At 51.8% G+C, this 26666-nt stretch carries 23 protein-coding genes; 6 read left to right on the forward strand and 17 right to left on the reverse strand.

The genetic code is table 11. From position 1 onward, the window contains the following. Positions 1-24 precede the first annotated feature (24 nt). Positions 25-1023: a type 2 periplasmic-binding domain-containing protein gene (locus tag CFK45_RS08985; protein WP_143247532.1), complete on the forward strand. Its 999-nt coding sequence runs from the start codon at positions 25-27 to the stop codon at positions 1021-1023. 119 nt (positions 1024-1142) lie between these two features. Further along, a complete protein-coding gene (locus tag CFK45_RS08990) occupies positions 1143-2003 on the forward strand; it encodes a type 2 periplasmic-binding domain-containing protein (protein ID WP_158224652.1) in 861 nt (286 codons plus the stop codon). 33 nt (positions 2004-2036) lie between these two features. Here the strand turns inward: CFK45_RS08990 and dapB are convergent, their stop codons facing one another. From dapB to grpE, 4 genes are all read right to left on the reverse strand, one after another. Next, positions 2037-2843 (reverse strand): 4-hydroxy-tetrahydrodipicolinate reductase, encoded by an 807-nt coding sequence (gene dapB / locus CFK45_RS08995; RefSeq protein WP_096086110.1) that lies wholly within the window; start codon positions 2841-2843, stop codon positions 2037-2039. Between the two features lie 436 nt (positions 2844-3279). Further along, entirely contained in the window at positions 3280-4419 is a 1140-nt protein-coding gene (gene dnaJ, locus CFK45_RS09000) for a molecular chaperone DnaJ (protein WP_096086111.1), read from the reverse strand. 329 nt (positions 4420-4748) lie between these two features. Further along, entirely contained in the window at positions 4749-6677 is a 1929-nt protein-coding gene (gene dnaK / locus CFK45_RS09005) for a molecular chaperone DnaK (protein WP_096086112.1), read from the reverse strand. A 418-nt stretch (positions 6678-7095) separates the two neighbouring features. Continuing rightward, positions 7096-7662 (reverse strand): nucleotide exchange factor GrpE, encoded by a 567-nt coding sequence (gene grpE / locus CFK45_RS09010; protein ID WP_096086113.1) that lies wholly within the window; start codon positions 7660-7662, stop codon positions 7096-7098. Between the two features lie 274 nt (positions 7663-7936). On the opposite strand from grpE, the gene recN reads away from it, so the two are divergent. Next, positions 7937-9607 carry a DNA repair protein RecN gene (gene recN, locus CFK45_RS09020; RefSeq protein WP_096086115.1) on the forward strand — a complete coding sequence of 557 codons (1671 nt, stop codon included), beginning with the start codon at positions 7937-7939 and terminating at the stop codon, positions 9605-9607. Positions 9608-9650: 43 nt separating this feature from the next. On the opposite strand, the gene CFK45_RS09025 is transcribed toward recN, so the two are convergent. From CFK45_RS09025 to CFK45_RS09035, 3 genes are all read right to left on the reverse strand, one after another. Next, a complete protein-coding gene (locus tag CFK45_RS09025; protein ID WP_239923619.1) occupies positions 9651-10508 on the reverse strand; it encodes an SDR family oxidoreductase in 858 nt (285 codons plus the stop codon). Between the two features lie 59 nt (positions 10509-10567). Further along, positions 10568-11599 (reverse strand): HAD family hydrolase, encoded by a 1032-nt coding sequence (locus tag CFK45_RS09030; RefSeq protein WP_158224653.1) that lies wholly within the window; start codon positions 11597-11599, stop codon positions 10568-10570. 172 nt (positions 11600-11771) lie between these two features. Further along, a complete protein-coding gene (locus tag CFK45_RS09035) occupies positions 11772-13049 on the reverse strand; it encodes an ABC transporter substrate-binding protein (RefSeq protein ID WP_143247533.1) in 1278 nt (425 codons plus the stop codon). 122 nt (positions 13050-13171) lie between these two features. Between CFK45_RS09035 and CFK45_RS09040 the strand changes: the two genes are divergently transcribed. Then, positions 13172-14161 carry a serine/threonine protein kinase gene (locus CFK45_RS09040; RefSeq protein WP_096086118.1) on the forward strand — a complete coding sequence of 330 codons (990 nt, stop codon included), beginning with the start codon at positions 13172-13174 and terminating at the stop codon, positions 14159-14161. A gap of 82 nt (positions 14162-14243) precedes the next feature. Next, positions 14244-15686: a DEAD/DEAH box helicase gene (locus CFK45_RS09045; protein WP_096086119.1), complete on the forward strand. Its 1443-nt coding sequence runs from the start codon at positions 14244-14246 to the stop codon at positions 15684-15686. 186 nt (positions 15687-15872) lie between these two features. Here the strand turns inward: CFK45_RS09045 and CFK45_RS09050 are convergent, their stop codons facing one another. The 3 genes from CFK45_RS09050 to fur all read right to left on the reverse strand — a co-directional run bounded on the left by CFK45_RS09050 (position 15873) and on the right by fur (position 18347). Beyond that, a complete protein-coding gene (locus CFK45_RS09050; RefSeq protein ID WP_158224654.1) occupies positions 15873-16577 on the reverse strand; it encodes a DUF3313 domain-containing protein in 705 nt (234 codons plus the stop codon). A 137-nt stretch (positions 16578-16714) separates the two neighbouring features. Beyond that, entirely contained in the window at positions 16715-17683 is a 969-nt protein-coding gene (locus tag CFK45_RS09055) for a glucosaminidase domain-containing protein (protein WP_158224655.1), read from the reverse strand. 253 nt (positions 17684-17936) lie between these two features. Then, positions 17937-18347, reverse strand: coding sequence for a ferric iron uptake transcriptional regulator (gene fur / locus CFK45_RS09060; RefSeq protein ID WP_096086122.1), 411 nt, complete (start codon positions 18345-18347; stop codon positions 17937-17939). 78 nt (positions 18348-18425) lie between these two features. Between fur and CFK45_RS09065 the strand changes: the two genes are divergently transcribed. Then, a complete protein-coding gene (locus tag CFK45_RS09065; RefSeq protein WP_096086172.1) occupies positions 18426-18836 on the forward strand; it encodes an outer membrane protein assembly factor BamE in 411 nt (136 codons plus the stop codon). Positions 18837-18977: 141 nt separating this feature from the next. Here CFK45_RS09065 and CFK45_RS09070 read toward each other — a convergent pair whose 3' ends face one another. The 7 genes from CFK45_RS09070 to CFK45_RS09100 form a co-directional block, all read right to left on the reverse strand. Next, positions 18978-20315, reverse strand: a complete 1338-nt coding sequence (locus CFK45_RS09070) for an MATE family efflux transporter (protein ID WP_096086123.1) — start codon at positions 20313-20315, stop codon at positions 18978-18980. Positions 20316-20367: 52 nt separating this feature from the next. Beyond that, positions 20368-21060 carry a DUF6445 family protein gene (locus CFK45_RS09075; protein ID WP_096086124.1) on the reverse strand — a complete coding sequence of 231 codons (693 nt, stop codon included), beginning with the start codon at positions 21058-21060 and terminating at the stop codon, positions 20368-20370. A gap of 84 nt (positions 21061-21144) precedes the next feature. Next, the gene (locus CFK45_RS09080) at positions 21145-21717 is read right to left on the reverse strand and encodes a DUF4136 domain-containing protein (RefSeq protein WP_096086125.1); all 573 of its coding nucleotides are present in this window, start codon (positions 21715-21717) and stop codon (positions 21145-21147) included. Positions 21718-21762: 45 nt separating this feature from the next. After that, positions 21763-22359 (reverse strand): hypothetical protein, encoded by a 597-nt coding sequence (locus tag CFK45_RS09085; RefSeq protein ID WP_096086126.1) that lies wholly within the window; start codon positions 22357-22359, stop codon positions 21763-21765. A gap of 2 nt (positions 22360-22361) precedes the next feature. Further along, entirely contained in the window at positions 22362-23012 is a 651-nt protein-coding gene (locus CFK45_RS09090; protein WP_096086127.1) for a hypothetical protein, read from the reverse strand. Positions 23013-23031: 19 nt separating this feature from the next. Beyond that, positions 23032-23616: a DUF4136 domain-containing protein gene (locus CFK45_RS09095; protein ID WP_096086128.1), complete on the reverse strand. Its 585-nt coding sequence runs from the start codon at positions 23614-23616 to the stop codon at positions 23032-23034. 14 nt (positions 23617-23630) lie between these two features. Further along, a complete protein-coding gene (locus CFK45_RS09100; RefSeq protein ID WP_096086129.1) occupies positions 23631-26663 on the reverse strand; it encodes an efflux RND transporter permease subunit in 3033 nt (1010 codons plus the stop codon). Positions 26664-26666 lie beyond the last annotated feature (3 nt).

Here is a 26666-nt window from a genome sequence, read left to right on the forward strand (position 1 = left end):
TTTACCACGGACGCTGCAAACATCTTGACTGGGCTCAAGCTCATCCTCGGTGTTGCGATGATCTTAATCGCGGCTATTGTTCTCGCAACTATTGGGCTCGCGACTATTGTGCGCGCCGAGCCACCCGCATTACACGCCTCAGAAACTACCGGCAAACAACGTCTAAGCGCTGAAGATCATCGCAATGTTAAGCTCACCATTGCCATCAACAGTGTCTCCGCACGCAAGCTTGGGCTGAACAGTTTCAACAATGTCTGTGAACAACTTGATCAAAAACTGTCACTCAAACCTCTTTTTGACCGCGCTGGTGTCGAGCTTTTACTAATTTGTCGCGCCCTCGCTGCCGCTGGCATCAACGCCGACATTAAGCTTGTTGAAGCCCCCAATTATTGGCGCGCACTTAAAATGCTAGAAAGCGGCAAGGTGACCAGTATCGCCGAAAGTATCTGGAATACAGACGCCAAAGCAGAGTTTGTCTACCGCAGTGAAGCCGTGCTGCGACTCGGTGAATTTGAAAAAGGTATTTACACCACCGCAAAGCACCCACTGCAAAACACAGCCACCACCGAACAACAACTGCGGCAGTTTACTGGTGTAACCATGAAAACCTGGGATCACGACTGGCGCATCTTAAACGAGCTCAGCCCCCATACCATCTCAACCATACGCTACGAGAGCATAGTGAAGATGCTCGAGGTCGGCCGCGGCGATTTCACTTTGCACGCCTTCCCCAACAAACAAGATCTGAGCCTGGATGTCGCCGGACTCGAATTAAGGCCGCTGCGCGGCGTTAAAATCGTCATCCCCGAATCGAGAGTACTTGTTGTCTCGCGCAAAGCGCCGCAGGCCAGAACCATTGCCGATGCGTTGAACAAGGGCATTATTTTGCTGCGAAGCCGGGGTGAGATTCGCCCACTCTACGAGCAACACGGTTTTATTAATGCAAATACTCGGGATTGGCAGGTGCTTAACACCGTGCCCAAAGGGCTGGGACCAAGCGCTTTACTCGAAGCAATTGAGTAAAGCTTAACGCTGGCTTCTATAGTTAAAACAAAGCGTTTTTAACTATCGTCAGCATGCGCCAAACCACATCGCCCCAGCTACAATTTTTGCTCAATTTAGGGCTTATGTCGGCAATAGCTGTGTTTTTTATTGCCGCCAGCAGCCGCGCCGAGCCTTCAGCCGCTTTGCTGCGCGTGACTATTGACCGCACCATTGTGCTCAACCACCCCGAGCTGCTCGACGGCGATATCTGTGAACAGCTAACGCTGCACAACAACACGCTTGTCCGCCCTCCGGTCGACTTACTGCTGATTTGCTTAGGCCTGCAACAAAGCGGTGTACAGGCACGTATCGAACTGGTCGAATCGCCAAGTTATCAGCGCTCTTTGCGTATGCTTAAAAACGGCAAAGCCGATCTAATGGGTGAGAGTGTCTGGAATGCCGATGTCGACGAAACCCTATTTGCCGTATCTCAACCCGTGCTTAAGTTTGGCGACTTTGAAAAAGGCATCTACACACTCGAAGATCACAGTTTGCAACAGAGCTGGAGTGAGCACAGCCAACTGAGCGATTACACTGGTATTACCTTAAAAAGCTGGCACCAGGACTGGCGCATCATCAATGAGCTAAGCCCGAAGGTAAATTCCACCGCGCGCTACGACTCCCTGCTAAAAATGCTCGCCGCCGGGCGCAGCGACTTTACCCTTCATGAATTCCCCCGCGGTACCGATTTGATTGTCGACGCCCACGGGGTCAGGCTCGCGCCGCTGCCCGGCATTAAAGTGGTCATTCCCGATGAACGGGTGTTGGTGGCATCCAAACAACCCCATGCACTCGTCACTAAGCTGTGGCAAAGCCTTGCTGAACTTGAACAGCGGGGGGAAATTCGAGCGCTGTATCAGCGCCACGGCTTTATGCGTAAAAAAACAGCCAACTGGCGCGTAGTTAACAAGCTCTTTATAGAAATAAAAGCGGCGCCCGTGGCGCCGACAAATAGTTAAAATAAAAACCGGAGCAAACGCTTTAAAACAAGATTAACGCAGCTCAAGTACATCTTGCATATCGTAAAGCGCGGGCTCCTTGCCGGCCAACCAGCAAGCCGCGCGCACCGCGCCGCGGGCAAAACTCATACGGCTAGACGCCTTGTGCGTAATCTCAACACGCTCGCCGTCGGCGAGAAAACTTACCGTGTGATCGCCAACAACATCGCCGCCGCGCACCGTCGCAAAACCGATGGTGTCGCGCTCGCGCGCACCGGTCTGGCCCTCGCGCCCATAGACAGCAACTTTTTTCAGGTCGCGATCCAGAGCATCGGCAATAACCTCACCCATGCTCAAAGCCGTGCCTGAAGGTGCATCAACTTTATGGCGGTGGTGAGCTTCGTAGATTTCAATATCACTGTCTTCGCCAAGCACGCGAGCGGCAATGTCGAGCAATTTAAAGCACAGGTTTACGCCGGTGCTGTAGTTAGAAGCAACAATGGCCGGGATCTTGGCCAGGCTGGCATTAAATTCGGTTTTTTCATCGTCGCTAAAACCGGTTGTACCAACCACCATGGCCTTGCCGTGCTCAGCACACAAAGCGGCGTTGGCAACGGTCGCAACCGGCGCAGTAAAGTCGATCAGCACATCGAAGTCATCAAGCACAGCAGCTAAATCGCCACTAATAGCCACTCCGAGCTTGCCCAAGCCAACCACTTCACCGGCGTCGGCACCAATTAAAGAACTGTCTGGCCTATCAATAGCAGCTGCGAGAACTGCATCGTCATTATTTTGTACCGCTTCAATCAAAATGCGGCCCATACGACCGGCAGCGCCGGCAATTGCGATTTTTGTGCTCATCTTTTTTCTCTACTAACTTTGCAGCAGTTAGTTTTATTTAGGCGTGGTTTAGGTGCTTCGGAGCAGTTCCGGCACAGCCTGTCGGGACACGCCGTGAATATATCCCTATAGGCTCGGCCGCCGCATCCATGCGGCAGACGGTCCCGACAGCCTGTACCGGAACCACTCTTTGTAAATTCACTGCCACTTCAGAAAAATCTAAAGCATTGGTGAGAGTTAATTCAGAAGGTGAATAATAACGAAAAGCTGAAGCTCCTGCGCTCCCCCCCTCACCACTAGGTGATATATGTTGGAACTGGCACGCAGGTCCGAGCGAGTATTCGATAGTACTTAGCGAGACCATCTGCGCCATGGATGGCGCTGCTGAGCCCCCAAGGATGGGTTCACGGCGAGTCTCGATAAGTACTATCGAATACTCGCCTGCACCAAAGCCGAATTACAACTTCATATCACCGAAAAAGTTTTTCATGCCTTCAAACCAACTGTGCTGACGAGGGCTGTGTTTTTTGCCCTGCATTGAATCGCGCAGCTGCTCCACCAGCTCTTTTTGATCTTTGCTCAAATTCACTGGCGTCTCGAGTACCACACGACACATAAGATCACCCGTCGCGCCGCCGCGAACAGAACCGACGCCCTTGCCGCGCAGGCGGAACATCTTGCCAGTTTGAGTCTCTGCCGGAATACGCAGTTTTACCCGGCCATCCAAAGTCGGCACCTCAATTTCGCCGCCTAAGCAGGCATCAAAAATAGAGATCGGCACTTCGCAATACAGGTTGCGACCATCGCGCTGAAAAAACTCGTGCTCACGCACATGCATCTGCACATAAAGATCACCCGGCGGCCCTCCGTCGGCACCGGCTTCACCTTCACCGGCCAAACGAATACGATCACCGGTATCAACACCCGGCGGTACTTTAACACTGAGCGTTTTGGTTTCCTCTACGCGGCCCTGGCCGTGACAGCTTGTGCAAGGATCACTGATGATGGTGCCTTTGCCGCGACAAGTAGGGCACGTTTGCTGCACGGCAAAAAAGCCCTGCTGCATACGCACCTGACCGTGGCCGCCACAGGTATTACAGGTAACCGGTTTCGAACCGGCCTTTGCACCGGAGCCATCGCAGGCACTGCACGAAACCAGCGTCGGTACTTTAATTTTTACAGTCTTACCTTTAACGGCATCTTCAAGGCTTAAATCGAGGTTGTAGCGCAGATCGGCACCTCGGGCCGGCCCACCGCGACGACCACCGCCACCTCCGGCACCGCCAAAAATATCGCCAAAAACATCGCCAAAGATATCGCCAAAACCGCCAGCTCCGCCGCCGCCAAAACCACCGCCCATTCCGGCTTGGCCATCGACGCCGGCGTGACCGTATTGATCGTAAGCCGCTCGCTTCTGATCATCGCTCAGAATTTCGTAGGCTTCGTTGGCTTCTTTAAATTTCTCTTCCGCAGCTTTATCGTCGGGGTTACGATCCGGGTGATATTTCATCGCCACGCGGCGATAGGCTTTTTTCAGATCTTTTTCCGAGACGTCTTTGCTAACGCCGAGAACTTCGTAATAGTCGCGCTTGGACATAGGTGTAACTAACTTTCAGTGACTTTTTCTCTCAATACACAAACATCATCTGTGATTAAGAACTCTGCTTTCGTTGCCGCTTAAGCTCGTGCCTGCCGTATTTCAGCTCGCACGCTGTATTGCTCAAAGGCTCTCCGGCATCCGACGCGGGACTGAGGGAGCCTGACGGGACCGTCGATAGCAGGGATGCTATCGTCGAGCCTACAGGGAAGTATTTACGGCGTGTCCCGGCAGGCTTCATCTGTCCCGCTGCTGGCACCAAAGCCAACAGCCAAATTCCAGATACAACAAAGCCCAGACATCTCTGCCCGGGCTTTTATCAACAATAATTACTTATCGTCTTTAACTTCTTCAAACTCAGCATCAACCACGCCGTCATCGGCTTGTGCTTGTTCAGCACCTGCATCAGCAGCGCCTTGTGCAGCTTCGCCGGCTTGAGCTTGCTCAGCGTAAAGTTTCTGTGCCAGTGAACCAGAAGCGTCAGTCAGCTCTTTGGTTGCAGCCTCAATCGCTTCAAGGTCATCGCCTTTTACGACTTCTTCCGCTTTTGCGAGTGCAGCTTCGATGGCAGTTTTCTCGTCTGCTGTAGCTTTATCACCCGCCTCTTCAAGAGTCTTCTTCGTTGCATGAATCAAACCTTCCAAGGTGTTGCGCGCAGAGACAAGCTCTTCGAACTTGCGATCTGCTTCAGCGTTAGCTTCGGCATCCTGCACCATTGAATCGATCTCGTCGTCGCTAAGGCCAGAAGAAGCCTTGATAACAATGCTCTGCTCTTTACCAGTGCCCTTGTCTTTAGCGCTAACGTTCAAAATACCGTTGGCGTCGATGTCGAAAGTAACTTCGATTTGTGGCATACCACGTGGCGCTGGAGGGATATCAGCCAGGTCAAAACGGCCCAGAGACTTGTTACCAGAAGCTTGCTTGCGCTCACCCTGTACAACGTGGATGGTTACAGCATTTTGGTTATCTTCAGCGGTAGAGAAAGTTTGCGATTTCTTAGTAGGAATCGTGGTGTTTTTCTCAATCAGTGGAGTAGCCACACCGCCCATGGTCTCAATACCAAGTGTCAGTGGTGTTACATCCAACAGCAGAACGTCTTTAACGTCACCGGCCAGTACCGCACCCTGAATCGCAGCGCCCATGGCAACAGCTTCATCGGGGTTTACGTCTTTGCGAGACTCTTTGCCGAAGAAGTCAGAAACCGCGCTCTGAACCAGAGGCATACGAGTCTGACCACCAACCAAGATGACTTCGTCAATTTCAGAAGCAGACAGGTCAGCATCTTTCAGAGCAGTCTTAACAGGCTCAAGTGAGCGGGTAACCAGGTCTTCAACCAGAGACTCCAGCTTGGCGCGAGTCATTTTAACAACCAAGTGCTTAGGACCAGTTGCATCAGCAGTGATGTACGGCAGGTTCACTTCGGTTTGCTGGCTTGAGCTCAGCTCGATCTTGGCTTTTTCAGCCGCCTCTTTTAAGCGCTGCAGAGCCAGTGGATCGTTGTGCAGGTCGATGCCGTTTTCTTTCTTGAACTCGTCCGCCAAGTATTCGATCAAACGCAGGTCAAAGTCTTCACCACCGAGGAAAGTATCACCGTTAGTAGACAGTACTTCGAACTGGTGCTCACCGTCGACGTCGGCAATTTCGATAATAGAGATATCGAAAGTACCACCACCTAAGTCGTAAACAGCGATAGTGCGGTCGCCTTTGGCTTTATCCATGCCGTAAGCAAGGGCAGCAGCGGTTGGCTCGTTGATAATACGCTTAACGTCGAGACCTGCGATTTTACCGGCATCTTTAGTTGCCTGACGCTGGGAGTCGTTAAAGTAAGCAGGGACGGTGATTACCGCTTCAGTTACAGTCTCACCGAGGTAATCTTCGGCGGTCTTTTTCATTTTCTTCAGAACTTCAGCAGAGATCTGAGGTGGGGCTTTTTTGTCGCCTTTCACTTCAACCCATGCGTCACCGTTGTCGGCAGCGGCGATGGTGTAAGGAACCATCTTGATATCTTTCTGAACGACGTCGTCTTTAAACTTGCGACCGATCAGGCGCTTAACCGCAAACAGGGTGTTAGTTGGGTTGGTCACAGCCTGGCGCTTAGCGCTCTGGCCGACCAAAATTTCGTTGTCGTCGGTGAACGCAACGATCGAAGGCGTAGTGCGATCGCCTTCAGCGTTTTCAATTACTTTGCTTTTGTCGCCTTCAAGTACCGATACACAGGAGTTGGTGGTACCGAGGTCGATGCCGATGATTTTACCCATTTTGCATTTTCTCCGCGTTTAAATCAGAGCCCAGGCTCTGAGGCAATTCAAATTCTGTTGAGCTCAGCTTTAACTGTTCAGCTCTGTTGCCTTCTATATAAGTGCACTTTTGTGCATTTCAAGGCTTGTATTTGCTCGTTGCTTTTCGGGCTTGAGCTTCACTGTCAGGACTCGCCGTCAACCCTTCCATGGGGGCTCAGCAGCCGCATCTCTGCGGCAGATGGTCCTGCCAATAAAGCTCAAGCCCTCCAGAACCACTGTGCCAATTCAGGTTTGGATTAGCACGCAGTTGTAGGAGAGGTTTTGGTGCTTGCTGACGGAACCGTCTGCCGCAGGGATGCGGCTGCCGAGCCTACATGGATGTATTCACGGCGTGTTCCGGCAGTAAGTGCCAAAGCCTCAGTGGCACATAGTCGTGTTAGCCTGCTTTGCTAACTACAACCATGGCTGGGCGCACGAGGCGGCCGTTTAAGGTGTAGCCTTTTTGGACAACGTTTAATACCGTATTAGGCTCTGCTTCCGGGCTTTCAATAGCCGAAATCGCCTGGTGCAAATTCGGATCAAACGGCTCCCCCTCTGGTGCAACCTGATCAATTTTGTGGCCCTGCAGCGCGTCGATAAAGGTCTTCAAGGTCAACTGCACACCCTGGTTGAGCGACTCGGGGTCAGCACCTTCCGCGGCGGCAGCCTCGAGTGCTCGCTCGAGATTATCAACCACAGGCAACAGGCTGTTCACCAGCTTCTCCAAACCAAATTTATGCGCTTTCTCGACATCCTGTTCGGCACGGCGGCGAATATTTTGTGCTTCAGCAGCGGCGCGCAAGGCATTTTCCTGCGCCGCGGCAAGCTGCTCTTCCAGCTCAAATACTCGCTTATTTAAGTCGCCCTCTGGCGCTTCGCCGGGCTCTTGCTCGGTCGTTTGCTCTTCAGTGGCAGCCTCTACCGACTCCTCAACGGCGTCGTTTTTCTGATCGTCGTCGCTCATGTTTACTCCAAATGTAGATCGCATAAGAAATAGCTTTGGCGGCTATATGGGGCCGCGGTTGCGCCGCTTCAAGGGTCAAATAATACAAAGCCGACAATTAATTTAGTCGGCGGGCTTGGCAATACTGGATAAACTACTGTATAAATACAAGTACTGGTTAAACATACAGCGGTCAAAGCAAAACTTGGCCAACGTCCAAACGAAAGCCAGGCAAAAAACCAACCCAAAACCCAAAACAAATAGTTGATGTAGCCCACTTTAGACGGACGCCAATATGCTCAGCCACCTGCAAATCAGCAACTTCACTCTTGTAGAGCAACTCGAGCTCGAGTTGCACAAAGGCTTAAGTGCACTGACCGGTGAAACCGGCGCAGGTAAAAGCATCCTACTTGACGCTTTGGCCCTGGTTCTGGGGGATAGAGCTGATGCCGACAAAGTGCGCCACGGCGCCGAACGCGCAGATATTCAGGCGAGCTTTAATTTGGCGGCGCTGCCGTGGGTTAGCAAGTGGTTAAAAGAGCAGGACCTTGGCGAAGGCGACGAGTGTTTGCTGCGACGAGTTGTCACCCAGGAAGGGCGCTCACGCGCTTTTATCAACGGCCAAAGTGTCACCCTGCAACAGCTTAAATGTCTCGGCGACATGCTGGTTGATATTCACGGCCAACACGAGCACCAAAGCCTGCTAAAAAACCGGACTCAATTGCGCCTGCTCGACGCCTTTGGCCAGCAGCGCAAATTAGCCAAAGAAGTTAAGCGCGCTTACTTTCACTGGCACTGTTGCAAAGAAAGGCTTGAGCAACTGCAAAATCAGAGCGACGAAATTAACGCCCGTTTTCAACTGTTGAGTTACCAAGTAGACGAACTTGAGCAACTTGAACTCGGTGAGCACGAAATAAACGAGCTTGAAAACGAACAAAAACAACTGGCCAATATTGAACACATTCAACACAACTGCCAGCACTTAAACGAGCTGTGCAGCGACGACGAACAGGGCTTAATATCTCGCCTGCACAGCGGTTTGAAATTATTAAACGAACTTGGCGACACAAAAAGCACAAAACTACAAAATGTTGAGAGCCTACTAGAGCAGGCATTAATCAATGTTCAAGAAGCCCACAACGACGTAGAGAGAGAACAACAAAACCAAGAGCTCGACCCAAAACGCCTGCAAGAAATTGATCAGCGTTTGAGCCGTATTTACGATGTCGCCCGCAAGCACCGAGTGATGCCGGAAGAACTCTATGCGCTGCAGCAGCAGCTAAATGGCGAGCTACAACAGCTGCAAAGTGGCGATAAACAAATAGAAGCGTTAGAAAGCGAGTTGGCCGAGTACCTTCTGCACTACCGCCAACTCGCCGATCAGCTCAGCCAGGTGCGCCAACAAGCGGCCGAGCAATTACAGCTGGCCGTCAACGGCAAACTTGCGCAGCTGGCGATGGGCCATGCCAATTTTGTTGCCAGCTTGCAAAGCTTGAGCGAACAGCCTCACAGCGACGGCAACGAGCAGGTGCAATTTTTAATATCAACCAGCCCCGGCCAAGCGCCCAAAGCCCTTGCAAAAATTGCCTCCGGCGGTGAACTCAGTCGCATTAGCCTCGCGATTCAGGTTGTTACCGCGCAAACCTCAACCATACCGACGCTTATTTTTGATGAAGTTGATGTCGGCATCGGCGGCACCACCGGCGATATTGTCGGTGAATTACTGCGCGAGCTCGGCGAACAAGGCCAGGTGCTTTGTGTGACGCATTTAGCCCAGGTCGCAAGCAAAGCCCACCATCACCTACGCGTTGAAAAAACCATAGAAAAAGACGCCGTTAATTCGAGCTTAAGCCAGCTTGGAGGCGACGAAAAAATTATGGAAATCGCGCGCATGATGGGTGGCGCCATCGACTCCGAACAGAGCCTCGCCCACGCGCGCGCAATGCTGGCAAACAACTTACATTAGGGCCCGACACCAGGCAGACAAAAGAAACTCGCGCGGGCCTCGCTTAACGCCCACCACTGACATCAATCAAACTGCCCGTGACATATGAGGCCTGTTCAGACAGCAACCACGCGACCACGTCGGCCACTTCTTCAACCCGGCCACCTCGCTTCATCGGCACCGACGGGCTAATACGCTTTATGCGATCGGGTTCACCGCTGTCGGCGTGCATGCTTGTATCAATAATGCCCGGCCTAACTGCATTCACACGCACACCGAGTTCGGCAACTTCTTTGGCCAGGCCAATTGTCATCGTATCAAGTGCACCTTTGCTGGCCGCATAGTCAATATATTCAAAAGGCGAGCCGAGGCTAGCTGCCACCGAGCTCACATTTACAATCGCAGCATTGGCGATATTTTTCTGCAACTGCCGGCGGCGCAAATATTCTCTGCAGCACAAGAATGTGGCAAACACATTGACATCAAAAATGCGTTTAACGCGCTCGAGGCTCATTTCAACCAGCGGCATTTGTTTAGCTAAAATTCCGGCGTTATTCACCAGGTGAGTCACCGGGCCCAGTTCGCTTTCACACTGATCAAAAGCTGCGTTTATTTGCTGTTCATCGCTAATATCGGCGGCGATGCAGCTTGTCTCGGCGCCGAGAAACTCAAGCTCCTGCTGCAGCGCCAAGGCCTTGTCGTGACTTTGCCGATAAACCAGAGCAAGTGCATAACCCTGTTTGGCCAGAACCCGCGCGCAGGCAGCGCCGATACCACGTGTAGCGCCGGTAATAAAAACAACCTTTTTTACATGCTCTTGCTTATCCGTTTTTTTCTTTGCGCTGTCAGCGGCATCCTTTTGCTCATCGCGATGCTCACTTGTCGAGCCAGAGGACAAACTCATACCGATATGAATAACCATGTAATTTCCCCGTCGAAGCCTGAATGTTTTGCAGCACTAAGCTGAGCCCATATACACAGCTACTCGGGATAAACCTGCAGCCAGTCATGTTTCATATCAACCAGCGTCCAAGCCTTAGTGCGGGCCTGATCCCAGGCTTGATCGAGGCGACCGATATTTGAATGTCTATCATAGGCCCATTCGCGCTCACTATCGGTGTGGTGCACGAGCGCCTGAAAACTCAGATACTCGGGGTTAGCATCGGTCCACTGCAGCATTTGCAGATCGCCGTCCGAGTTGCCAAAAGCAAACACCGGGCGGCGACCGATAATATGATTAATGGCCACAGGTTTACCCTGTTTATCGTTGTAGTGTGCCAGTTCAGCGTCGCGAATCAGCACGGGCTCGGCGCCGCTATCATCCCAGTGAGTTTTGAGCGATGAGCCAATCACATACTGCGGCTCAATGCCGTAAACCTCTTCGGCAAAAGCGCGCATAAACTGCACACCACCACCGGAGACTATGTAAGTTTTAAAGCCATTGGCCCGCAAATAAAAAAGCAGCTCGAGCATCGGCTGATACACAAGGCTGTCAAAGCGGCGCTTAAACCGCGGGTGCTCGGCACTTTGCAGCCAGCTTTTCACCTCTTGTCGAAATTCAGTTTCACTCATGCCGGCATGAGTTTGCATCAACAGTTTTATCAGCGCCTGTTCACCCCCAACTTGCAAACTTTGCATATCACCTTCAAGCGCCGCTTTAAACGGCTGCTCTTGCAGCCATTTTTCTTTTAGCTCAGGGTCGGCCTCCGCCATCGACTTCACACGTTTTAATACAAAAAACAATTGAAAGTACATCGGCTGCTCGGACCACAGCGTGCCGTCGTTATCGAATACGGCAATGCGCGCCTTTTTGGGGATGTAGTGCTCGGAGTTAAGATCGGTGACACTTGCGATATAGTTTTGAATCGCATTTTTTACTTCGCCATCTCGCCAAGAATCTAAGCCAAGCCTAGGCGCAGTGTCACTTTCAGCATGCCCTGCCGAATCTCCTGTCGTCGATAGCGGTGCATCTGAACACGCAGTAAAAAATCCACAAACAGTCAAAAAAGCCAAGGCCATTAGACGCCTAGGGCAAAACAATCCATTAAACATAAGCAGCCTTCCCTAAAAACAGCAAAGAGTGTGAGCCGATGCTAACAAACTTAGACCTGCGGCCATAGTAGACAATACAGAAGCTCTGCGCACCGTATAAATAAGGCTCTGATTTTACGGCAATCAGGGCCGGCTATTTATTATTGAAAAACACCTGCTGGCGGAGAGCTTCGAGCTGCTCAGCGGTTTGATCAACATCTAAGTGCACAATAAAGCTCACCAAAATAGCGGGAACTTCTTTTGCAAAGGAAAAATTGGTGTCGCGATCGAGATACTGGATACCACCGGGGGAATTTCTAATCGCCATTTGCATCGTTCTTGTCAAGCGATCACTTGAGGCGGCGGCGTTCCGGTTTGCCGCGGGCCGGGATATAGGCTTGTTAAAAACAGCTTGAAAATCTTTGCCGGCGATCCAGCGAAGCACCTGTTTTAATTCGTCGCTCATCTGCACATAACTCGGCACCATAAACACATTAACAGGCGCCACGGTATAAAGCGGTAAATCTGGATTTATCTGCGGGAAGGGTGCGATATTAATATCGGCGCGCATCGCACTGTTAATACCCTGAGGCACCCCGTCGATCAAACTCAGTGCCGATTGAGCGTGAAGCAGACGCGGAAAGCTTTGCCACAAGTTGTAAGACGCGTGGTTTTTATTAAAGCAGCCCTCGTCAAACATTTGTTTCCAGACCCTGAGTACGGTTTTAATTCGCTCATCGGTATAGGCCACTCTGCCTGCCAGCACCTGGCGATAAAAACCCAAACCGTGAATGCGCAAGTTCAAATAATCAAACCACGCGTGTGTTGACCAGGCGGTCTGGCTGCCGATAGCAAAAAGATCGACATTCTGCTTGCGCAACTGCCGACAGCTCGCAAGCAGCTGCTGCCAGTTTTGGGGTACGGAGATGCCAAGCTTTTTTAGGCTCGGCTCGTGATAATACAAAGCCCAATAATAATAAGTGATCGGAATGCCGTAGATACCGCCTTCGACAAACACCGTATCGCGAAGCGCCAAGGGAAACTCTTTATCCATCGCCGCCGGATACCAAATATCGTCGAGCGCTCGCACCGCACCGGTTTCAACAAATTGATTCAGGCGTTGACCGCCGTACCAATAAACGATGTCGGGGCCGACACCGCTTTGCATCCAGTTTTCAACCTTAAGGTTGTAATCATCGATGCCGCGCATCGCCAGCAGTTCAAGATCAATATGTGCGTGGCGGCGCTCATAGGCGGAAACAATATTGCGCAAAGCCGCGCGGTGAGCCCCCCCATCGGCGTAGACGGCGATCTGAATTTTAACTTCAGAGCTGTGCACAGTGGCAGAAAAGACGCTGACAGCAAGCGTGGCAAACACCAGAGTGCAGCCAACAAACAGTCGCTGTACAGCTCGCCCCCCCTGTTTACTCATTTTGTCGCCTTTAATCCCGGTTAGCTCAACAAGTATAGGCAGCAAAACTCGCTTGAGCTGGCCCTCGGCACCGGCAATAGAGATAATACCTGCTTATCGCCACCACTGCCCCAGAGAAACCCATGGAAACAACTGCAAGCGCCCCGTTCGACGGCCTCGGTATCGACGAAGTCATCAATGCAGTTGAGAGCCTTGGCTACCTTAGCGACCTGCGGGTGTTTCCGTTAAACAGCTATGAAAACCGCGTATATCAGGTGGGCATAGAGGATGAGCAGCCTCTGATCGCCAAGTTTTATCGCCCCGAGCGCTGGAGCCGCGAGCAAATACTCGAAGAGCACCAGTTCAGCCTTGAACTGGCGCAGGCCGAGATCCCCGTTATTGCGCCGATACAGCGCGACAATCAAAGCCTGTTCGAATACCGCGGTTATTGCTTTAGCCTCGCTGAACGCAAAGGCGGCCACGCCCCGGAGCTCGACAATCTCGATACGCTCTACAGCCTTGGCCAGCAGCTAGGCCGCATCCACGCAGTCGCGTCGGCAAAAGATTTTGAATACCGGCCCGAACTCAGCCTAAAAAACTTTGGCGAAGACAGTGTCGACTTCTTGCTGCAAAGCGACATGCTGCCACAGAGCTTGCTGCCCGCTTACAAAGCGGTGGCCGAACAGCTGCTCGCCAAACTGGCCGCTAAGCTTGAGCCGGCCAACTACCGCCGCCTGCGCCTGCACGGCGACTGCCACCCAGGCAATATTCTCTGTCGCCCCGAATCGCTGTTTATTGTCGATCTCGACGACTGTCGCAGTGGCCCGGCCATTCAGGACTTGTGGATGCTGATCAGCGGTGATCGCATGCAGCAAAGCAGGCAGATGCAAGAGCTGCTCGAAGGCTACGAGGAGTTTATGGACTTCGACCGCGCCGAGCTGCGCTTGATTGAGCCTCTGCGCACTTTGCGTTTAATGCACTATGCCGCCTGGCTGGGCAAGCGCTGGCACGACCCGGCCTTTCCCCAGGCTTTCCCGTGGTTTAACAGCGAGCGCTACTGGGCCGAGCACATCAACGAACTCAAAGAGCAGTTGTATGCCCTCGATGAAGAAAGTTTACAGCTGCAGCCCTAAACCTGTTTATAACTAAGCGCTCAGCGTTTAAGCTCAAGCAGATAGAACAAATTAGTCGTGGAGCCGAGCCATACATTCGGCTATGCTGCGCGCCCTTTTCTTCCCGCCAACGAGAGATACTGTGAGCACTAGCTTCGAAGACTTAGGCCTGCGCGCTGAATTATTACAAGCCGTCGAGGCTCAGGGTTATCAAACACCGTCGCCGATTCAGGCCAAGGCTATTCCCGTTGTGCTCGAGGGGCGGGATGTACTCGCCGCAGCGCAGACAGGCACAGGCAAAACTGCAGGCTTTAGCTTGCCCATCCTGCACCGGCTCAGCCAGGGCGAAAAAGCCAAAAACAATCAGGTTCGCGCTCTGGTTTTGTGCCCAACACGAGAGCTCGCCGCTCAGGTTGCCGACAATGTAAAAGCGTACAGTGAACACCTGCCTCTGAGCAGCGCCGTGGTTTTTGGCGGTGTCAAAATCAACCCTCAAATGATGCGCTTGCGTCGCGGTGCCGATATTTTGGTTGCCACACCAGGGCGCTTGCTCGATCTTTACAATCAAAACGCGCTTAAGTTTAAGCAGCTTGAGGTTCTGGTTTTTGATGAAGCCGACCGCATGCTCGACATGGGTTTTATTCACGACATTAAAAAGATACTCGCAATTTTACCCAAAGAGCGCCAGAGCCTGCTGTTTTCAGCGACCTTCTCCAAAGAAATTCGTGAACTTGCAAAAAATCTTGTCCGCAACCCGGTTGAAATCAGCGTCAGCCCACCGAATGCTGCCGCCAAAACAGTTAAGCAGTGGCTGGTACCAGTCGATAAAAAACAAAAGGGGCATTTGCTGACGCACCTGATCAAAGAGAATCAGTGGCAGCAGGTACTGGTATTTTGCCGCACCAAGCACGGTGCAAATCGCCTGACCCGCCAGTTGCAAGAGCGCGGTATTGAAGCGGCCGCCATTCACGGCAACAAAAGTCAGGGCGCGCGCACCCGCGCGTTAGCTGAATTTAAAGATTTGAAAATACGCGCCCTGGTTGCCACCGATATCGCTGCGCGCGGCCTAGATATCGATCAACTGCCACAGGTTGTCAACTTTGACCTGCCCAATGTTGCCGAAGACTATGTACACCGCATCGGCCGCACCGGTCGCGCCGGCGCCGAAGGCCAGGCTGTGTCACTGGTCGCCGCAGACGAGCACAAACAACTGCTCGATATCGAACGCTTGATCGGCAAACTGATCGACAGAGAATATGAGCCGGGTTTTGAGCCCAGCCACGAGCTGCCAGAATCAACGGCCAACTTCAAAGCCAAGAAAATTAAGAAACCCAAAAAAGCCAAAGCCCAACCCCCCGGGCGCTCAAACAGCAGTGCGGCTAGAAATAGCGAAAATAAAGCTGGCGGCAATAAAACACGAAGCCGGAATAATCAAAACAGAAACGCCGACAACAAAAACGCAAAACCGCCGGCTAAAAGAAGAACAGGCAAGCGCAATACAAGCAATACAAATAGCTCCGTAAAGCCGCGCCAAAAACCTTTATAAGTACTCGCTGCTAAGCGCTAGTAGGTATTTAATACCAGGTATCGAGCGCTGAGATACTGGCTGCGCGAGCGCATCATCGTTAGCTGTCTGCCTCTGGCAAGCAGCTAACGATGATGCGCTCAGCACCTTGTACAAACACACGCAGGCTAACTTAGCGGTGTTTTAGAAGGTGTTTTAGAAGGTGTTTTAATTCGCCGCGACCAGGCCGTGAGCACGATCAACCTTGAGCTTAAACTGCTTTGCCCAGCCTTCAATTGCACTTTTAACCTGCCCCCACGTCGCACCCTGCTGCGCTTGCTGATGAGTATTTTTGGTTTTTTGCAAACCCTTGTACGCAGCGAGTAGCTCGCCTGTTTCGCTGTTGTAAAGCCCTCCGGCCAGGGTTGCACTGATAATATAGCTATTTTTCTTTTCTATTTTTTCCCTCGATGGCGCATTGGCCCCGGAAACTTCTTTGACACCGTAAAACAGGGCGCCAATGGGAATATAGTTAATGGCTTTCATCGGCTGGTAGCGTTTCATCTGCGTAATCGCCGCGCGAATTCTCAATACACCGGGGCCTGGCTGCTCGACAATTTTATAATTTTTGCTGAGCTCAGTTATCAGGCTGTTTCTAGTGAAATCTGAAATCGCCTTTAGCTCATCGGGAAAAATCCCCTTGTAGTCACTGTCGTCGGCATACCAAATCATTACCGGGTCAACAATAAAACTATCAACCTGAGCCAGCTGCTGTTTAGTAAAACCCGGGGCAACGTAGAGCTCCTCGATGCCATCAGCGCTGGGCTTAAAAAGCAAAGCATCGCCTAAAAAACTACTGTCGTGCTCACTGTCAGGTGTATTTGCACAAGCAAATAACAAACACAACAATATGCCCAGTGAAAATCTTTTCACAGCGTAAAGCATCGAAACATCCCCTGTTTAACATAAATGAACAGCTAAAAAATCACGCAAGGCACAACTAAAAACACCCTCGTTATGTATGCGCAGTGATTTCACTGTATCGCCGTCAAACTGGCAAGCAAGCTTAGTTAAGGGGAACTGACCGCGGGGACCAAGTACAGGGCCTCGCTATCTGCCAAATATGCATCATCGGCTCCAGCCAAGTGGTTGTAGCTAATCATCGAATGCAATAATTCGACATAGGCTCGGCCTTTCTCACTGTATTTATCCAAGCCATTAGCCAGCTCCGTGCCACTGGGTTCCAGCCCCTGTTGACGCATCTGCAGACGAATATCGCGCAGCGCCTGATAGGCCCTGTGGGTATTGAGGTTATGCATGTAGGCAATCACACTTTGCAGCGGGCTTTCATAGGCCTCCAGGCCGTAATTGCCCAGGTGCTTGCGCTGCTCGGCTGGTTTCATGGCGTGCTCGCCCCAGGCCCACTGGCCAAACAGCGCATTGCCTTCGCTGGCAAAACGCGATGTGCCCCAGCCGCTTTCAATCGCGCCCTGAGCGAGCGCCAGCGAGACGGGAATAATATCAACGCGCTGTTCAAGCAGCTCAAATTGCTGCTCACTCAATACCGTGTCATCGGGCCCTATCACCTTGTAGCTGCGCGCCAGCGCCAATAACCACTGTTTTTCTTTTTCTGGCAAGAATTCAAACGCCTGCTGCTGCAACTCAATTAAGTGCTCGCGCTGCTCGTAGATCAATTCGTTACTGCGCAAGACCAAAGGCGCCAGGCCGCGAAAAAACAAACGCTTTTTATTAAGCACCGACAACTGCTTACTTGCAGTGCTCGACCAAAGCTTGGGCACACTGGTGAAATAAAGCCTGGGCACCTGCCTGAGCCCGGCCTGCCACGCTTCGGGTGTGTAGTTGTACTGGGCAAACAAGTCGATCAGGTCCTGATAACTGCTGTAGACAAAACTCTGATGAGCGGCGTGCAGGCTCTGCAGCGGCTGGTTTTTAATATCGGCAAGCGGCGAAGGCGAGCTGCGCTCAAGCTCAGCGTCAGAGCTCTCCTGGCGCTGGCAGGCACCTACTAGCAACAACACAGCAACACATAGAGATTTAACAACAGCCGGCACCGGGGCTCTAAGAGCCCGGTGCGACACAAGGTGTTTGCACATCAAAAAACTAACCGGTAAAGAATGGGTTTAACAGGGCTTCTAATGAGCTTAGAGCCTGTTAGTCAAAACAAGCGGGATTTAAAGGAATAAGCAGAACTTCACTTAAAGCCGCCTCAGAACTGAGGCAGGCAAAGACAACAGAAAGCTTTGAATTCAATAAAAGCTTGGCAACAAAACGTTACTTAACCTTGGGTTTTACATATAACACCAAGCTGTGACCGGTAATTTCGTAACCGGCTGCACCGGCAATGTCGTGCTGAAGTTGCTCGATATCTTCACTGTGAAACTCGATGACCTTGCCGCTCTCTATGCACACCATATGGTCGTGATGATCGCCGCGATCGAGCTCAAAGACACTGTGTCCGCCATCAAAGTTATGGCGCTCAACCAAACCCGCGCCCTCAAATTGCGTCAAAACGCGGTAAACAGTCGCTAAACCTACGTCTTCTCCCGCATCGAGCAGGGCTTTGTAGACATCTTCCGCGCTCATATGGCGGTTATCGGAACTTTCAAGAATCTGTAGTATCTTAACGCGAGGTAAGGTTACCTTCAGGCCTACTTTCTTTAGTTCTTGGCTTTCTGCAGCCATCCGGGCTCTCCACGGGCTTCAAACTGGGAATAAAGCCAAGTATTATCGTCGCCCTGCATGATTTCGGAAAGCCCTTTAATGAAAAAAAGACTCAGCCTCGCCCTGCTCAGCCTCGCAGTCCTTAGTAGCAGTGCCTGCTCCAACCTGAAATTCCCCTGGGTGTATCAGGTAAAAATCATGCAAGGAAACTTTATCGAACAGGATATGGTCGATCAGTTAGAGCTTGGCATGAGCAAAAACCAAGTGCGCTACGTGCTCGGCACCCCCCTGGTTGAAGATAGCTTTAACCCAGATCGCTGGGACTACTTCTACAACGTGCGCCGCGGTGACGAAGATTTTGGCCAGTGGCACTTCACGGTGTTTTTTGAAGAGGGCAAGCTAGCGCGCTGGGAAGGCGACGCCGAACCGCGCAGAAAGGCCGAGAACGACAAAGACGAACAAGACGAAGCGCTCGAAGCCACCCAGAAAAAGCGCGACGCCAAGTTTTAAGAACAGCAAAAATAAGTTCAGCGCGCTGGCCCGCTTAAAAGCCAGCGCAAGCTTAAAACAGCGCTTAGCAACGCTAATCAGCGCTTGCTCCTCAGAGTTGCTTACGCACGCTTACTGCTCACAGCGGCTTACTCACTCTAACTAAAGCCCAGCTCGCTCCGCCCCCGGCAGCGAACGCACTTTAAACCAAGCCAGGTACAGGCCAATCACGGCAATAATCGCCGAACCTATCCACATGCCGATGAAAATGCCAACCGGCCCCGCCAGCTGAGCGCCTATATACGCAAAAGGCATGGTGAATATGGTGGCTTTAGCGAAGTTAATAACCGTCGCCCAGTGCGCAACTTTGAGGTTGTTAAAAAACGCATTGGAGCAAAAGGTCAGGCCATTAAAGACAAAAGCCGTCGACAGCCCCCAGCAGAACCAGCGTATCAACTCGGCCGCCTCGCCCGAGGCATTAAATGCGGCAACCAAAAATTCAGTCAAGGCAAACAGCAGCAGGCAGGCAACTAGGCAGTAACTCAATACAAACACCACACTCTGTTTCAGCGTTTCCATAATCCGTGAAATCTGGCCGGCACCGAGATTCTGGCCAACGATCGGCCCCACCGAACCACTCAGAGCAAACAAGCCGGCAAACGCTAAGGCTTGCACCTTGCCAACAATCGCGTTGCCGGCGACGGCGCTGTCGCCAAAACCAGCCATCACCGCCGTCACATATGCAACACCTACCGGTGTGCTCAAGTTCGTCAGTGCCGCCGGCAGGGCAACCTCGGCAAAGCGGCGAAAGTCGCGGGCAAAGAGCTCGCGCTTTGGTCTGGCAATCAATCGGTGTTTGAACACCAACAGGTAAATGCCGTAAGCCAGCATCGCCACCCGGCACAAAACAGTCGCCCAGGCGGCCCCTTCGATGCCGAGGCCGAAAGTAAAAATAAGCAGCGGGTCGAGCGCGGCATTGACCGCACCGCCGAGCAAGGTCAGATACATCGCCTCTTTGGCGTTGCCAAGTGCGCGCATCACCCCGCTGGCCGCCATCGCCCCGGCCATCAGCGGCATAGACGGCAACACAATCACCGCGTAGCTCAGGGCCAGCTCATGCGCGCGCCCCTCGGCGCCGAGGTAGCCGAGCAGCACCGGCAACAGCAGCACCACCAGTAACATCACCGGGATACTGATCAAAACAATGGCAACAGCGATATTGCCGACCAGCCTGCGCGTGGCGTTTCTATCCCCGCCGCCGACACTCTGGCTGACCGTAGCGCCGACACCGATGCTAAGGCCTATGCTCAAGCTCAAGGTAAAAAATAAAATCGAACCGGCATAACCTATGGCCGCGGCAAGTTCTATCTCCCCGAGCAGGCTCAACCAGTACATATCAACCAGGTCGACCAAAAATAAACTCAGCAGCCCGGCCATCGATGCAAAAGTCATATTGCAGATATGACGCAAAATGGAGCCTTGGGTAAATTTGGATTGCATACAGCCAGAGGAGCAAGAGGGGAAAAGGCGCTAGTTTACGGCAACTGGCAGCTCAGCGAAATTGCAAAAAGAAGTTAGCCGTTAGGCGGCCACTGACGGGGCATGCACTGACATTCTTTTCAGCATCGTCAATATAAGCTGAATGCAACAACCTGCTCGGGTAAATAAGCAAACGGTTTGCCTTGTATTCAACCTTGTGGATACGCTCGTAAAGCTCGGTAGAGTCGGTGAAATAACACGCGCTGCTGCGGCCACCGGAGTCAAAAAAGGTCTTGTTTGCCTGGTGATACTGCTCAACCCGGTCTTGCTCAATTAGCTCAAAGCCAGTGCTTTTGTGACGATAAAACGCCGTACCGCCAAAGTCACCGGGGTTTAGATAATGCAACACAGCAAACAGGTACGGAAACGGAGCATCGTAGTGCGGAAGGGTCTGCAGCCTCGACAGCTTATCTTCAGCAACCGTGATCAGCGCAAAATTACCATCGACAGGATACAGGCCCATGCCCCGTGGAACTGAAAAATACTTGTGAAACAGCGGCGCAACGGCGCGAATCAGTGCATTGCCATAGCCGGCAGCTATGGGCGCGTTCAAGCCCGGGTAAATTAGCTCTGTGCGCGGCGCTTGAAAGTCCGCTTGCTGAGCCTCCTCTCTTACCGCTTGTATATCTGAATGAAAGTTATCAATAACAAGCAGCGGTGTTTTTTCATCGCCGATGTGAAGCAGCTGAATATCTTGCTCTTCCATAGAGTCCATCAATGCTTTGGGTGCAGCTAAGCCAAAACACAGGGTGCGCCTGCGCGGTTCGGCTTAGCTGAAGTAGGTGAGGCGCTATTGCGGAGGGAAAGTCTTCAGAATAGAACTGGCCACTTCATCAATCAGCTGGTCTCTATCGCCCTTGTTGACCATATCCGGCAGGCGGCGCTTGCCAATGCCGCGCCACAGCAATTTATTGCTATCGGCCTTGAGCACATCAATAATCAACACGCCCTCGCGGTAGCTGTCGATTTCGGTCTCGGTGTACTCTTCGCGCGTTTTAAGAAAGTGGGCGCCGTCGTCGCGATTCCAGGTAAAACCCGGAGCATAACCATCGTAGACCTGATAGTTATTAACGTCGGTTCTGTCTTCGGCATTAACACTGTAGTTTAACTCCAGCACGCCATCTGCACTTTCAGTAAAGCCTTTTGCCGCCATCTGCTTATCAATCGCCGCTTTAATTCGCTGGTGCACAATATCGCTGACACCGGGGTGGTGAATAGTATCGTCACCGTCGTACCAGTGATACGTTTTAGCCGAGCTGTAGTCAAAAGGCTGGTAATCGGTGCTGACTTTGGTCTGCTCCGACGTACAGGCCTGCAATAACAAGGCAATTAAAAATAAACCAAAATACGTAAGCTTTTTCATCGTTGTACTATCTAATTGTCAATTAATATGATTGGCCGCGCGCTGTTAATTCGCTGCGACGGGCATGCTCGAAACCAAGCGCTGAATAAACATTTCAGTGCGGTCACGGCTTTGGTCGGCGCTGATTTTGTCACCGAGCACATAGGCCTGAATGGCACTTCGCCACATAAGTGAGTTAATTGTCTGATAACCGGGCTTGGTAATCACCATCACCAGTGAACCTTTGTGATCCATGCCACTTTGGGTATTTAAGTGGGGGAACATATGGGTCAACTCTTGCAGGCGATCAGCCTCGTGACTGTTGTCGAGAATAATCGCCGCGGCGATAAAATAGTCGGCGTCATCTTTATCTGCAACGATGGTATAACCGCGCTTTTTGACTTCTTCACTCAAACGCTGCTGTGCCCATTTGGCCTGCTCGGGTTTAACTTTTACATCACTTAGCTCGTCGGCAACAATAATGTCTTTGAACCAGGCGACTTTAGTTCCGGCTGCGGGTTTGAAGTCGGGGTTACTGGTCGAAACGGCACTGTAATCGGCGGCGTGCGGCGGCGCACTGTCGACACTTTCAGCACTTTGGCTGCACGCGGCAACAACAAGACTCAGCGCCACAAGCGCAAATATTTTTTTAACCACTGACATATTTATTCCTCTAATTCCTGTTCTGCATCGATATTGCGCTGCCATTGACCGTCTGGCTGCTGACAAAAAACGTAGGAGCCACTGGCGTGGCGCCCCTTGGCGTCGTAAATGCTCAAAGCTGCCCGGCGACAACTCAAACTCTGCCAGCGAATTGTCGCTTCAGGCACAAGCATGCCGCCGGAACCTCGCTCGGGCGTACTCCAACTATTGGGTTCACCGGGCAAGCTGTGGCTGAGCGCCTCATCAATGCTCTGCTCCATCAGTGTCAGTTCCTGCTCGTTAAAATAGCGCAAAGGCTGTTCGCGGTACTTCCACTGACCATCTATCTGACACAGGTCGAACTGATATCGTTCCCGCTTTTGAAACTCATTGACAAATAAAAAGCGCACCCGCCGGCATTCGTTGCCATCACTGCGGTATTTAAGCACAACTTTCATTTTGCCCTGCAGGTCTTTTTCAGAGTTCCAGTAGTACACCTGCTGCTCTTTATCTTCGCTGAGCATAGTGCCGACGGCCTGGCGCAAAGAGTCGGCGTCAGTTTTACTCATCGAGCCAAATACCGAGCGATTTAAAAACTGATACTTGCCATAGGCCAGCGCCTGCGAACAGGGCAGAACACTTAGAAGCAGTACAAACGCCAATTTCAACTTCATAATATATGCGGCCCGGCGACTAGTTAGCCTGTGTAAGCAAAGGCTTTACAGGGTATTTGTTAAAGATACGCTGCACGGCATCGGTGGCTTTTTCCTGAACCTTGCCCCGGTCGCTCTCGCTAACCGTGCCGATGGCCAGGCCTTCCCAAACCAAATTATTCTGCGCGGCATCAACCAGGTCTATGTTCAGAGTTCCCTCGGTGTACTGGCGCACCGTGGTGTCTGTACCGTAACCAAAACCGTAGCTATAGCCATAGCGACCGCGATAACCGTAATAGCCCATGCTCATAGACGGGCTGGTTGTCGAGCTTACTTTTTCTTTGGTGTGAATATAAAAATTCACCAGCATATCCGGGTTAGTCTCATCTTTGCTCATGCCGCGAGCGAGCAGTTCTTTCTCGATCGCATCGCGCAAAAATCGCTCGGTGAAGCTCTGGTACTGCTCAGTTTGCTGGCCCGGTGGCGCAGGCATGAAATTAAACGTTTTATACTTGCTAAAATCCGCCTTGGGGTCGCTGTTGTAATGAATACGCGGGCCAATCGTACAAGCGCTAACCAATAACAGCAGCAGCGAAACTAAAAATAAACGGGATTTCATCATCATTAACCTCTTTTCACTCAAGCGCTTTTGACGCGGTAAATCGTTGCATAGAGCACCGGCACTACCACCATGGTTAATACCGTTGCACACATCAAACCAAAAATAATGGTGACAGACATCGCCGAGAAAAACGCGTCAAACAACAGCGGTATCATACCCAAAGCTGTAGTCAGCGCCGCCATACTTACCGGGCGCAAACGGCTGATAGCAGAAAATACAATGGCTTCATACAGGGGTTTGCCCTCAGCCGTTTCAATATTGATTTGGTCGATTAACACAATGGCATTTTTAATTAGCATGCCCATCAGGCTCAAGAAACCAAGCAGGGCCATAAAACCAAAAGGCTGGCCAGTTCCGAGCAGGCCATAGGTAACCCCGATCAGCGCCAGCGGCACACACATCCAGATAATTAGCGGCTGACGCAAGCTGTTAAACAGCGCCACCGTAATCACCATCATCAACAAAATAAATACCGGCAATTTTGCCGCCAGGCCAGATTGCGCTTTGGCACTGTCTTCGTATTCCCCGCCCCACTCCAGAGTGTATTCCTGCGGCAATTCGATCGCTTCAATCTGCGGCCGCACTCGCGCAAACAAATTACTCGCAGGGCCAGTTTTCGGGTCGGCAAATACCGTTAAAGTCAGTTTTCTATCTTTGCGATAGAGCAGCTCATCCTCCCAGGTTGTTTCAAACTCAGATACAACCTGGCGCAGAGGAATCATCTTGTGCGCGGCATTGGAATAAATTTGTACATTATTTAAGTTGGCAACATTGCTGCGCCGCTGTTCAGGTGCGCGGAAAATAATCGGCAACAGCAAATCGCCGTCGCGATATACACCGGTTTGTACGCCGTCAAAATTTTCTTTAATGGCCTCGGCAACATCCATACGGGTAATACCGTTAAGGTTCGCCTGCTCTTCGGCCACCACCGGCTTAATCACTTTTACCCGCTGGCGCCAATCGCTGCGCACAGATTTTGATACCGGGTCAGCATGCAAAATCGCTTCGGCCTGCTGAGCCAGGTCGCGTAAGACATTTGCATCCGGCCCCGAGAAACGCGCCTGAATTTTACCCGTAGAGCCCGGCCCTAACTGGAACTTGGAACCGTAACCAAGCAAGTCGGGAAAGCGATCGGCCAGATGCGCTTCGATTTGAACAATCAAAGCATCCATATCGGTCTCCGGCTCAACATCGACAATCAACTGAGCATAGGCCGAATTTAATTTTTCCGGAGCGTAAGTCAGCAAAAAGCGCAGTGCGCCCTGACCAATCATCGACGAAACGTGGGCCACCTCGTCAAGTTCAAGTAGGTATTGTTCAACTTCGGCGGTGGTATCGCGGGTGGTATTGATATGAGAGCCTTGCGGCAACCACAGGTCAACCATGATTTGCGGGCGCGTCGACGGCGGGAAGAAACTCTGCTCAACAAATTTAAAGCTATACAAACTCGAGGCAAAAACAAGAATAACGGAAAAAATCGTCAAGCGGCGACGCTTTATACAAAACTCTAAGAAGCTGCGGTACTTTGCATAAAAACCACCGCCGTAAGCGTCGCCACTCGCTGACGGTTTGGGCGCATCGAGAAACCATACGCAAAACAGCGGCATAATGGTTACCGCCGTCACCCAGCTCAGCAGCAGCGATACAAACACCACCTGAAATAAACTTCGGCAAAATTCACCGGTACTGTCTTGCGAGGTACCAATCGCGGCAAAGGCTAAGATGGCAATCAGGGTTCCGCCGAGCAGCGGCATCGCATTTTGCGCCACGACTTGCGATGCCGCTTTGCGCCGGTCAACGCCCTGCTGTAATTTCATTAACATGCCATCGACAATCACAATCGCGTTGTCGACCAGCATGCCGAGGGCAATAATTAAAGCGCCGAGCGAAATTCGTTCAAGCGCAACACCCCACGGCGCCAGGAAAATAAAACTGCCGGCAATGGTGACCAACAAAATTGCACCGATAAGCAAGCCCGAGCGCAGGCCCATAAAAAACAGCAGCACCAGCACGACAATTACGACAGCCTGCAGCAAGGAGCCGGTAAACCCCTTGATAGCGGTGGTTACCGCATCACTTTGCAGCGAGATTATGCCAACTTCGATACCCAGAGGAATGCGATCTTGCAGCTCCATGGCCCGCTGTTGCAAAGCCTCGCCCATAACCACAACGTTGCCACCGCTGACAGTACTAATGCCCAAGCCAATGGCCGGCTGACCATCGTAGCGAATCATATTTTGCTGTGGCTCTTTATAGCCCCGGCGAACTTCGGCGATATCTTTTAAATAAATTTGCGCTTCGTCTTCCGAGCTTATCAGGATATTTTCAAAATCCTTGATCGAGCGAATGGTGCCCGTCGGCTGCAGCGCAATATACTCCGAACCAACACGCACACGCCCGGTATCAACCACCAGGTTTTTACTTTTTAAACTGTTGGTCAGCTGCCCGGGGTTAATACCGAGCTGGGTCATGCGCTCGCGGTCGAGTTCAACGTAAATAACTTCCTGGCGCTCACCAAAGGTTTCAATTTTGGCGACATCCTGCACCAAAAGTAATTCTTTGCGCAGCATGTCGATGACTTTTTTAAGCTCGGCGTAGCTGTACTCCTGACCGTAGACCGCAACAAAAACTCCGTAGACATCGCCGTAATCATCGATCACCGTCGATTCGATAACGCCCGGGGGCAAGTCGCTCTGAGCATCGCCAACTTTGCGGCGCAGCTCATCCCAAACCTGCGGCAATTTGTTTTTATCGAACTTGTCTTTCATGGTCACGGTGATGGTGCTCAAACCGCGATCGGACTTTGACACCACCTCGTCAACCTGACCCATTTGCTGAATGGCTTTTTCGAGTTCGTCGGTAACTTCCTGCTCAACCTCCTCGGCCGAAGCGCCTGGATAAGGTGTGACGACTAAGGCATCTTTAATAGTAAATTCAGGGTCTTCGAGGCGGCTCATACCGTTAAAGGCATGCAAGCCACCGACGATCATCAACACCGCCAGCACCGAAGTTAAAGTGGAATTGCGTATGCAAAAATCGGCAATATTCACGGC

This window comes from Agaribacterium haliotis (assembly GCF_002312815.1).
GTDB classification, from domain to species: domain Bacteria; phylum Pseudomonadota; class Gammaproteobacteria; order Pseudomonadales; family Cellvibrionaceae; genus Agaribacterium; species Agaribacterium haliotis.

What these genes read in the sequence shown, in the direction of transcription:
- dapB (WP_096086110.1), bottom strand. Translation starts at nt 2,843, where the DNA reads ATGAGCACAAAAATCGCAATTGCCGGCGCTGCCGGTCGTATGGGCCGC.
- dnaJ (WP_096086111.1), bottom strand. Translation starts at nt 4,419, where the DNA reads ATGTCCAAGCGCGACTATTACGAAGTTCTCGGCGTTAGCAAAGACGTC.
- dnaK (WP_096086112.1), bottom strand. Translation starts at nt 6,677, where the DNA reads ATGGGTAAAATCATCGGCATCGACCTCGGTACCACCAACTCCTGTGTA.
- grpE (WP_096086113.1), bottom strand. Translation starts at nt 7,662, where the DNA reads ATGAGCGACGACGATCAGAAAAACGACGCCGTTGAGGAGTCGGTAGAG.
- recN (WP_096086115.1), top strand. Translation starts at nt 7,937, where the DNA reads ATGCTCAGCCACCTGCAAATCAGCAACTTCACTCTTGTAGAGCAACTC.
- CFK45_RS09025 (WP_239923619.1), bottom strand. Translation starts at nt 10,508, where the DNA reads ATGGTTATTCATATCGGTATGAGTTTGTCCTCTGGCTCGACAAGTGAG.
- CFK45_RS09035 (WP_143247533.1), bottom strand. Translation starts at nt 13,049, where the DNA reads ATGAGTAAACAGGGGGGGCGAGCTGTACAGCGACTGTTTGTTGGCTGC.
- CFK45_RS09040 (WP_096086118.1), top strand. Translation starts at nt 13,172, where the DNA reads ATGGAAACAACTGCAAGCGCCCCGTTCGACGGCCTCGGTATCGACGAA.
- CFK45_RS09045 (WP_096086119.1), top strand. Translation starts at nt 14,244, where the DNA reads ATGCTGCGCGCCCTTTTCTTCCCGCCAACGAGAGATACTGTGAGCACT.
- fur (WP_096086122.1), bottom strand. Translation starts at nt 18,347, where the DNA reads ATGGCTGCAGAAAGCCAAGAACTAAAGAAAGTAGGCCTGAAGGTAACC.
- CFK45_RS09065 (WP_096086172.1), top strand. Translation starts at nt 18,426, where the DNA reads ATGAAAAAAAGACTCAGCCTCGCCCTGCTCAGCCTCGCAGTCCTTAGT.
- CFK45_RS09070 (WP_096086123.1), bottom strand. Translation starts at nt 20,315, where the DNA reads ATGCAATCCAAATTTACCCAAGGCTCCATTTTGCGTCATATCTGCAAT.
- CFK45_RS09075 (WP_096086124.1), bottom strand. Translation starts at nt 21,060, where the DNA reads ATGGAAGAGCAAGATATTCAGCTGCTTCACATCGGCGATGAAAAAACA.
- CFK45_RS09080 (WP_096086125.1), bottom strand. Translation starts at nt 21,717, where the DNA reads ATGAAAAAGCTTACGTATTTTGGTTTATTTTTAATTGCCTTGTTATTG.
- CFK45_RS09085 (WP_096086126.1), bottom strand. Translation starts at nt 22,359, where the DNA reads ATGTCAGTGGTTAAAAAAATATTTGCGCTTGTGGCGCTGAGTCTTGTT.
- CFK45_RS09090 (WP_096086127.1), bottom strand. Translation starts at nt 23,012, where the DNA reads ATGAAGTTGAAATTGGCGTTTGTACTGCTTCTAAGTGTTCTGCCCTGT.
- CFK45_RS09095 (WP_096086128.1), bottom strand. Translation starts at nt 23,616, where the DNA reads ATGATGATGAAATCCCGTTTATTTTTAGTTTCGCTGCTGCTGTTATTG.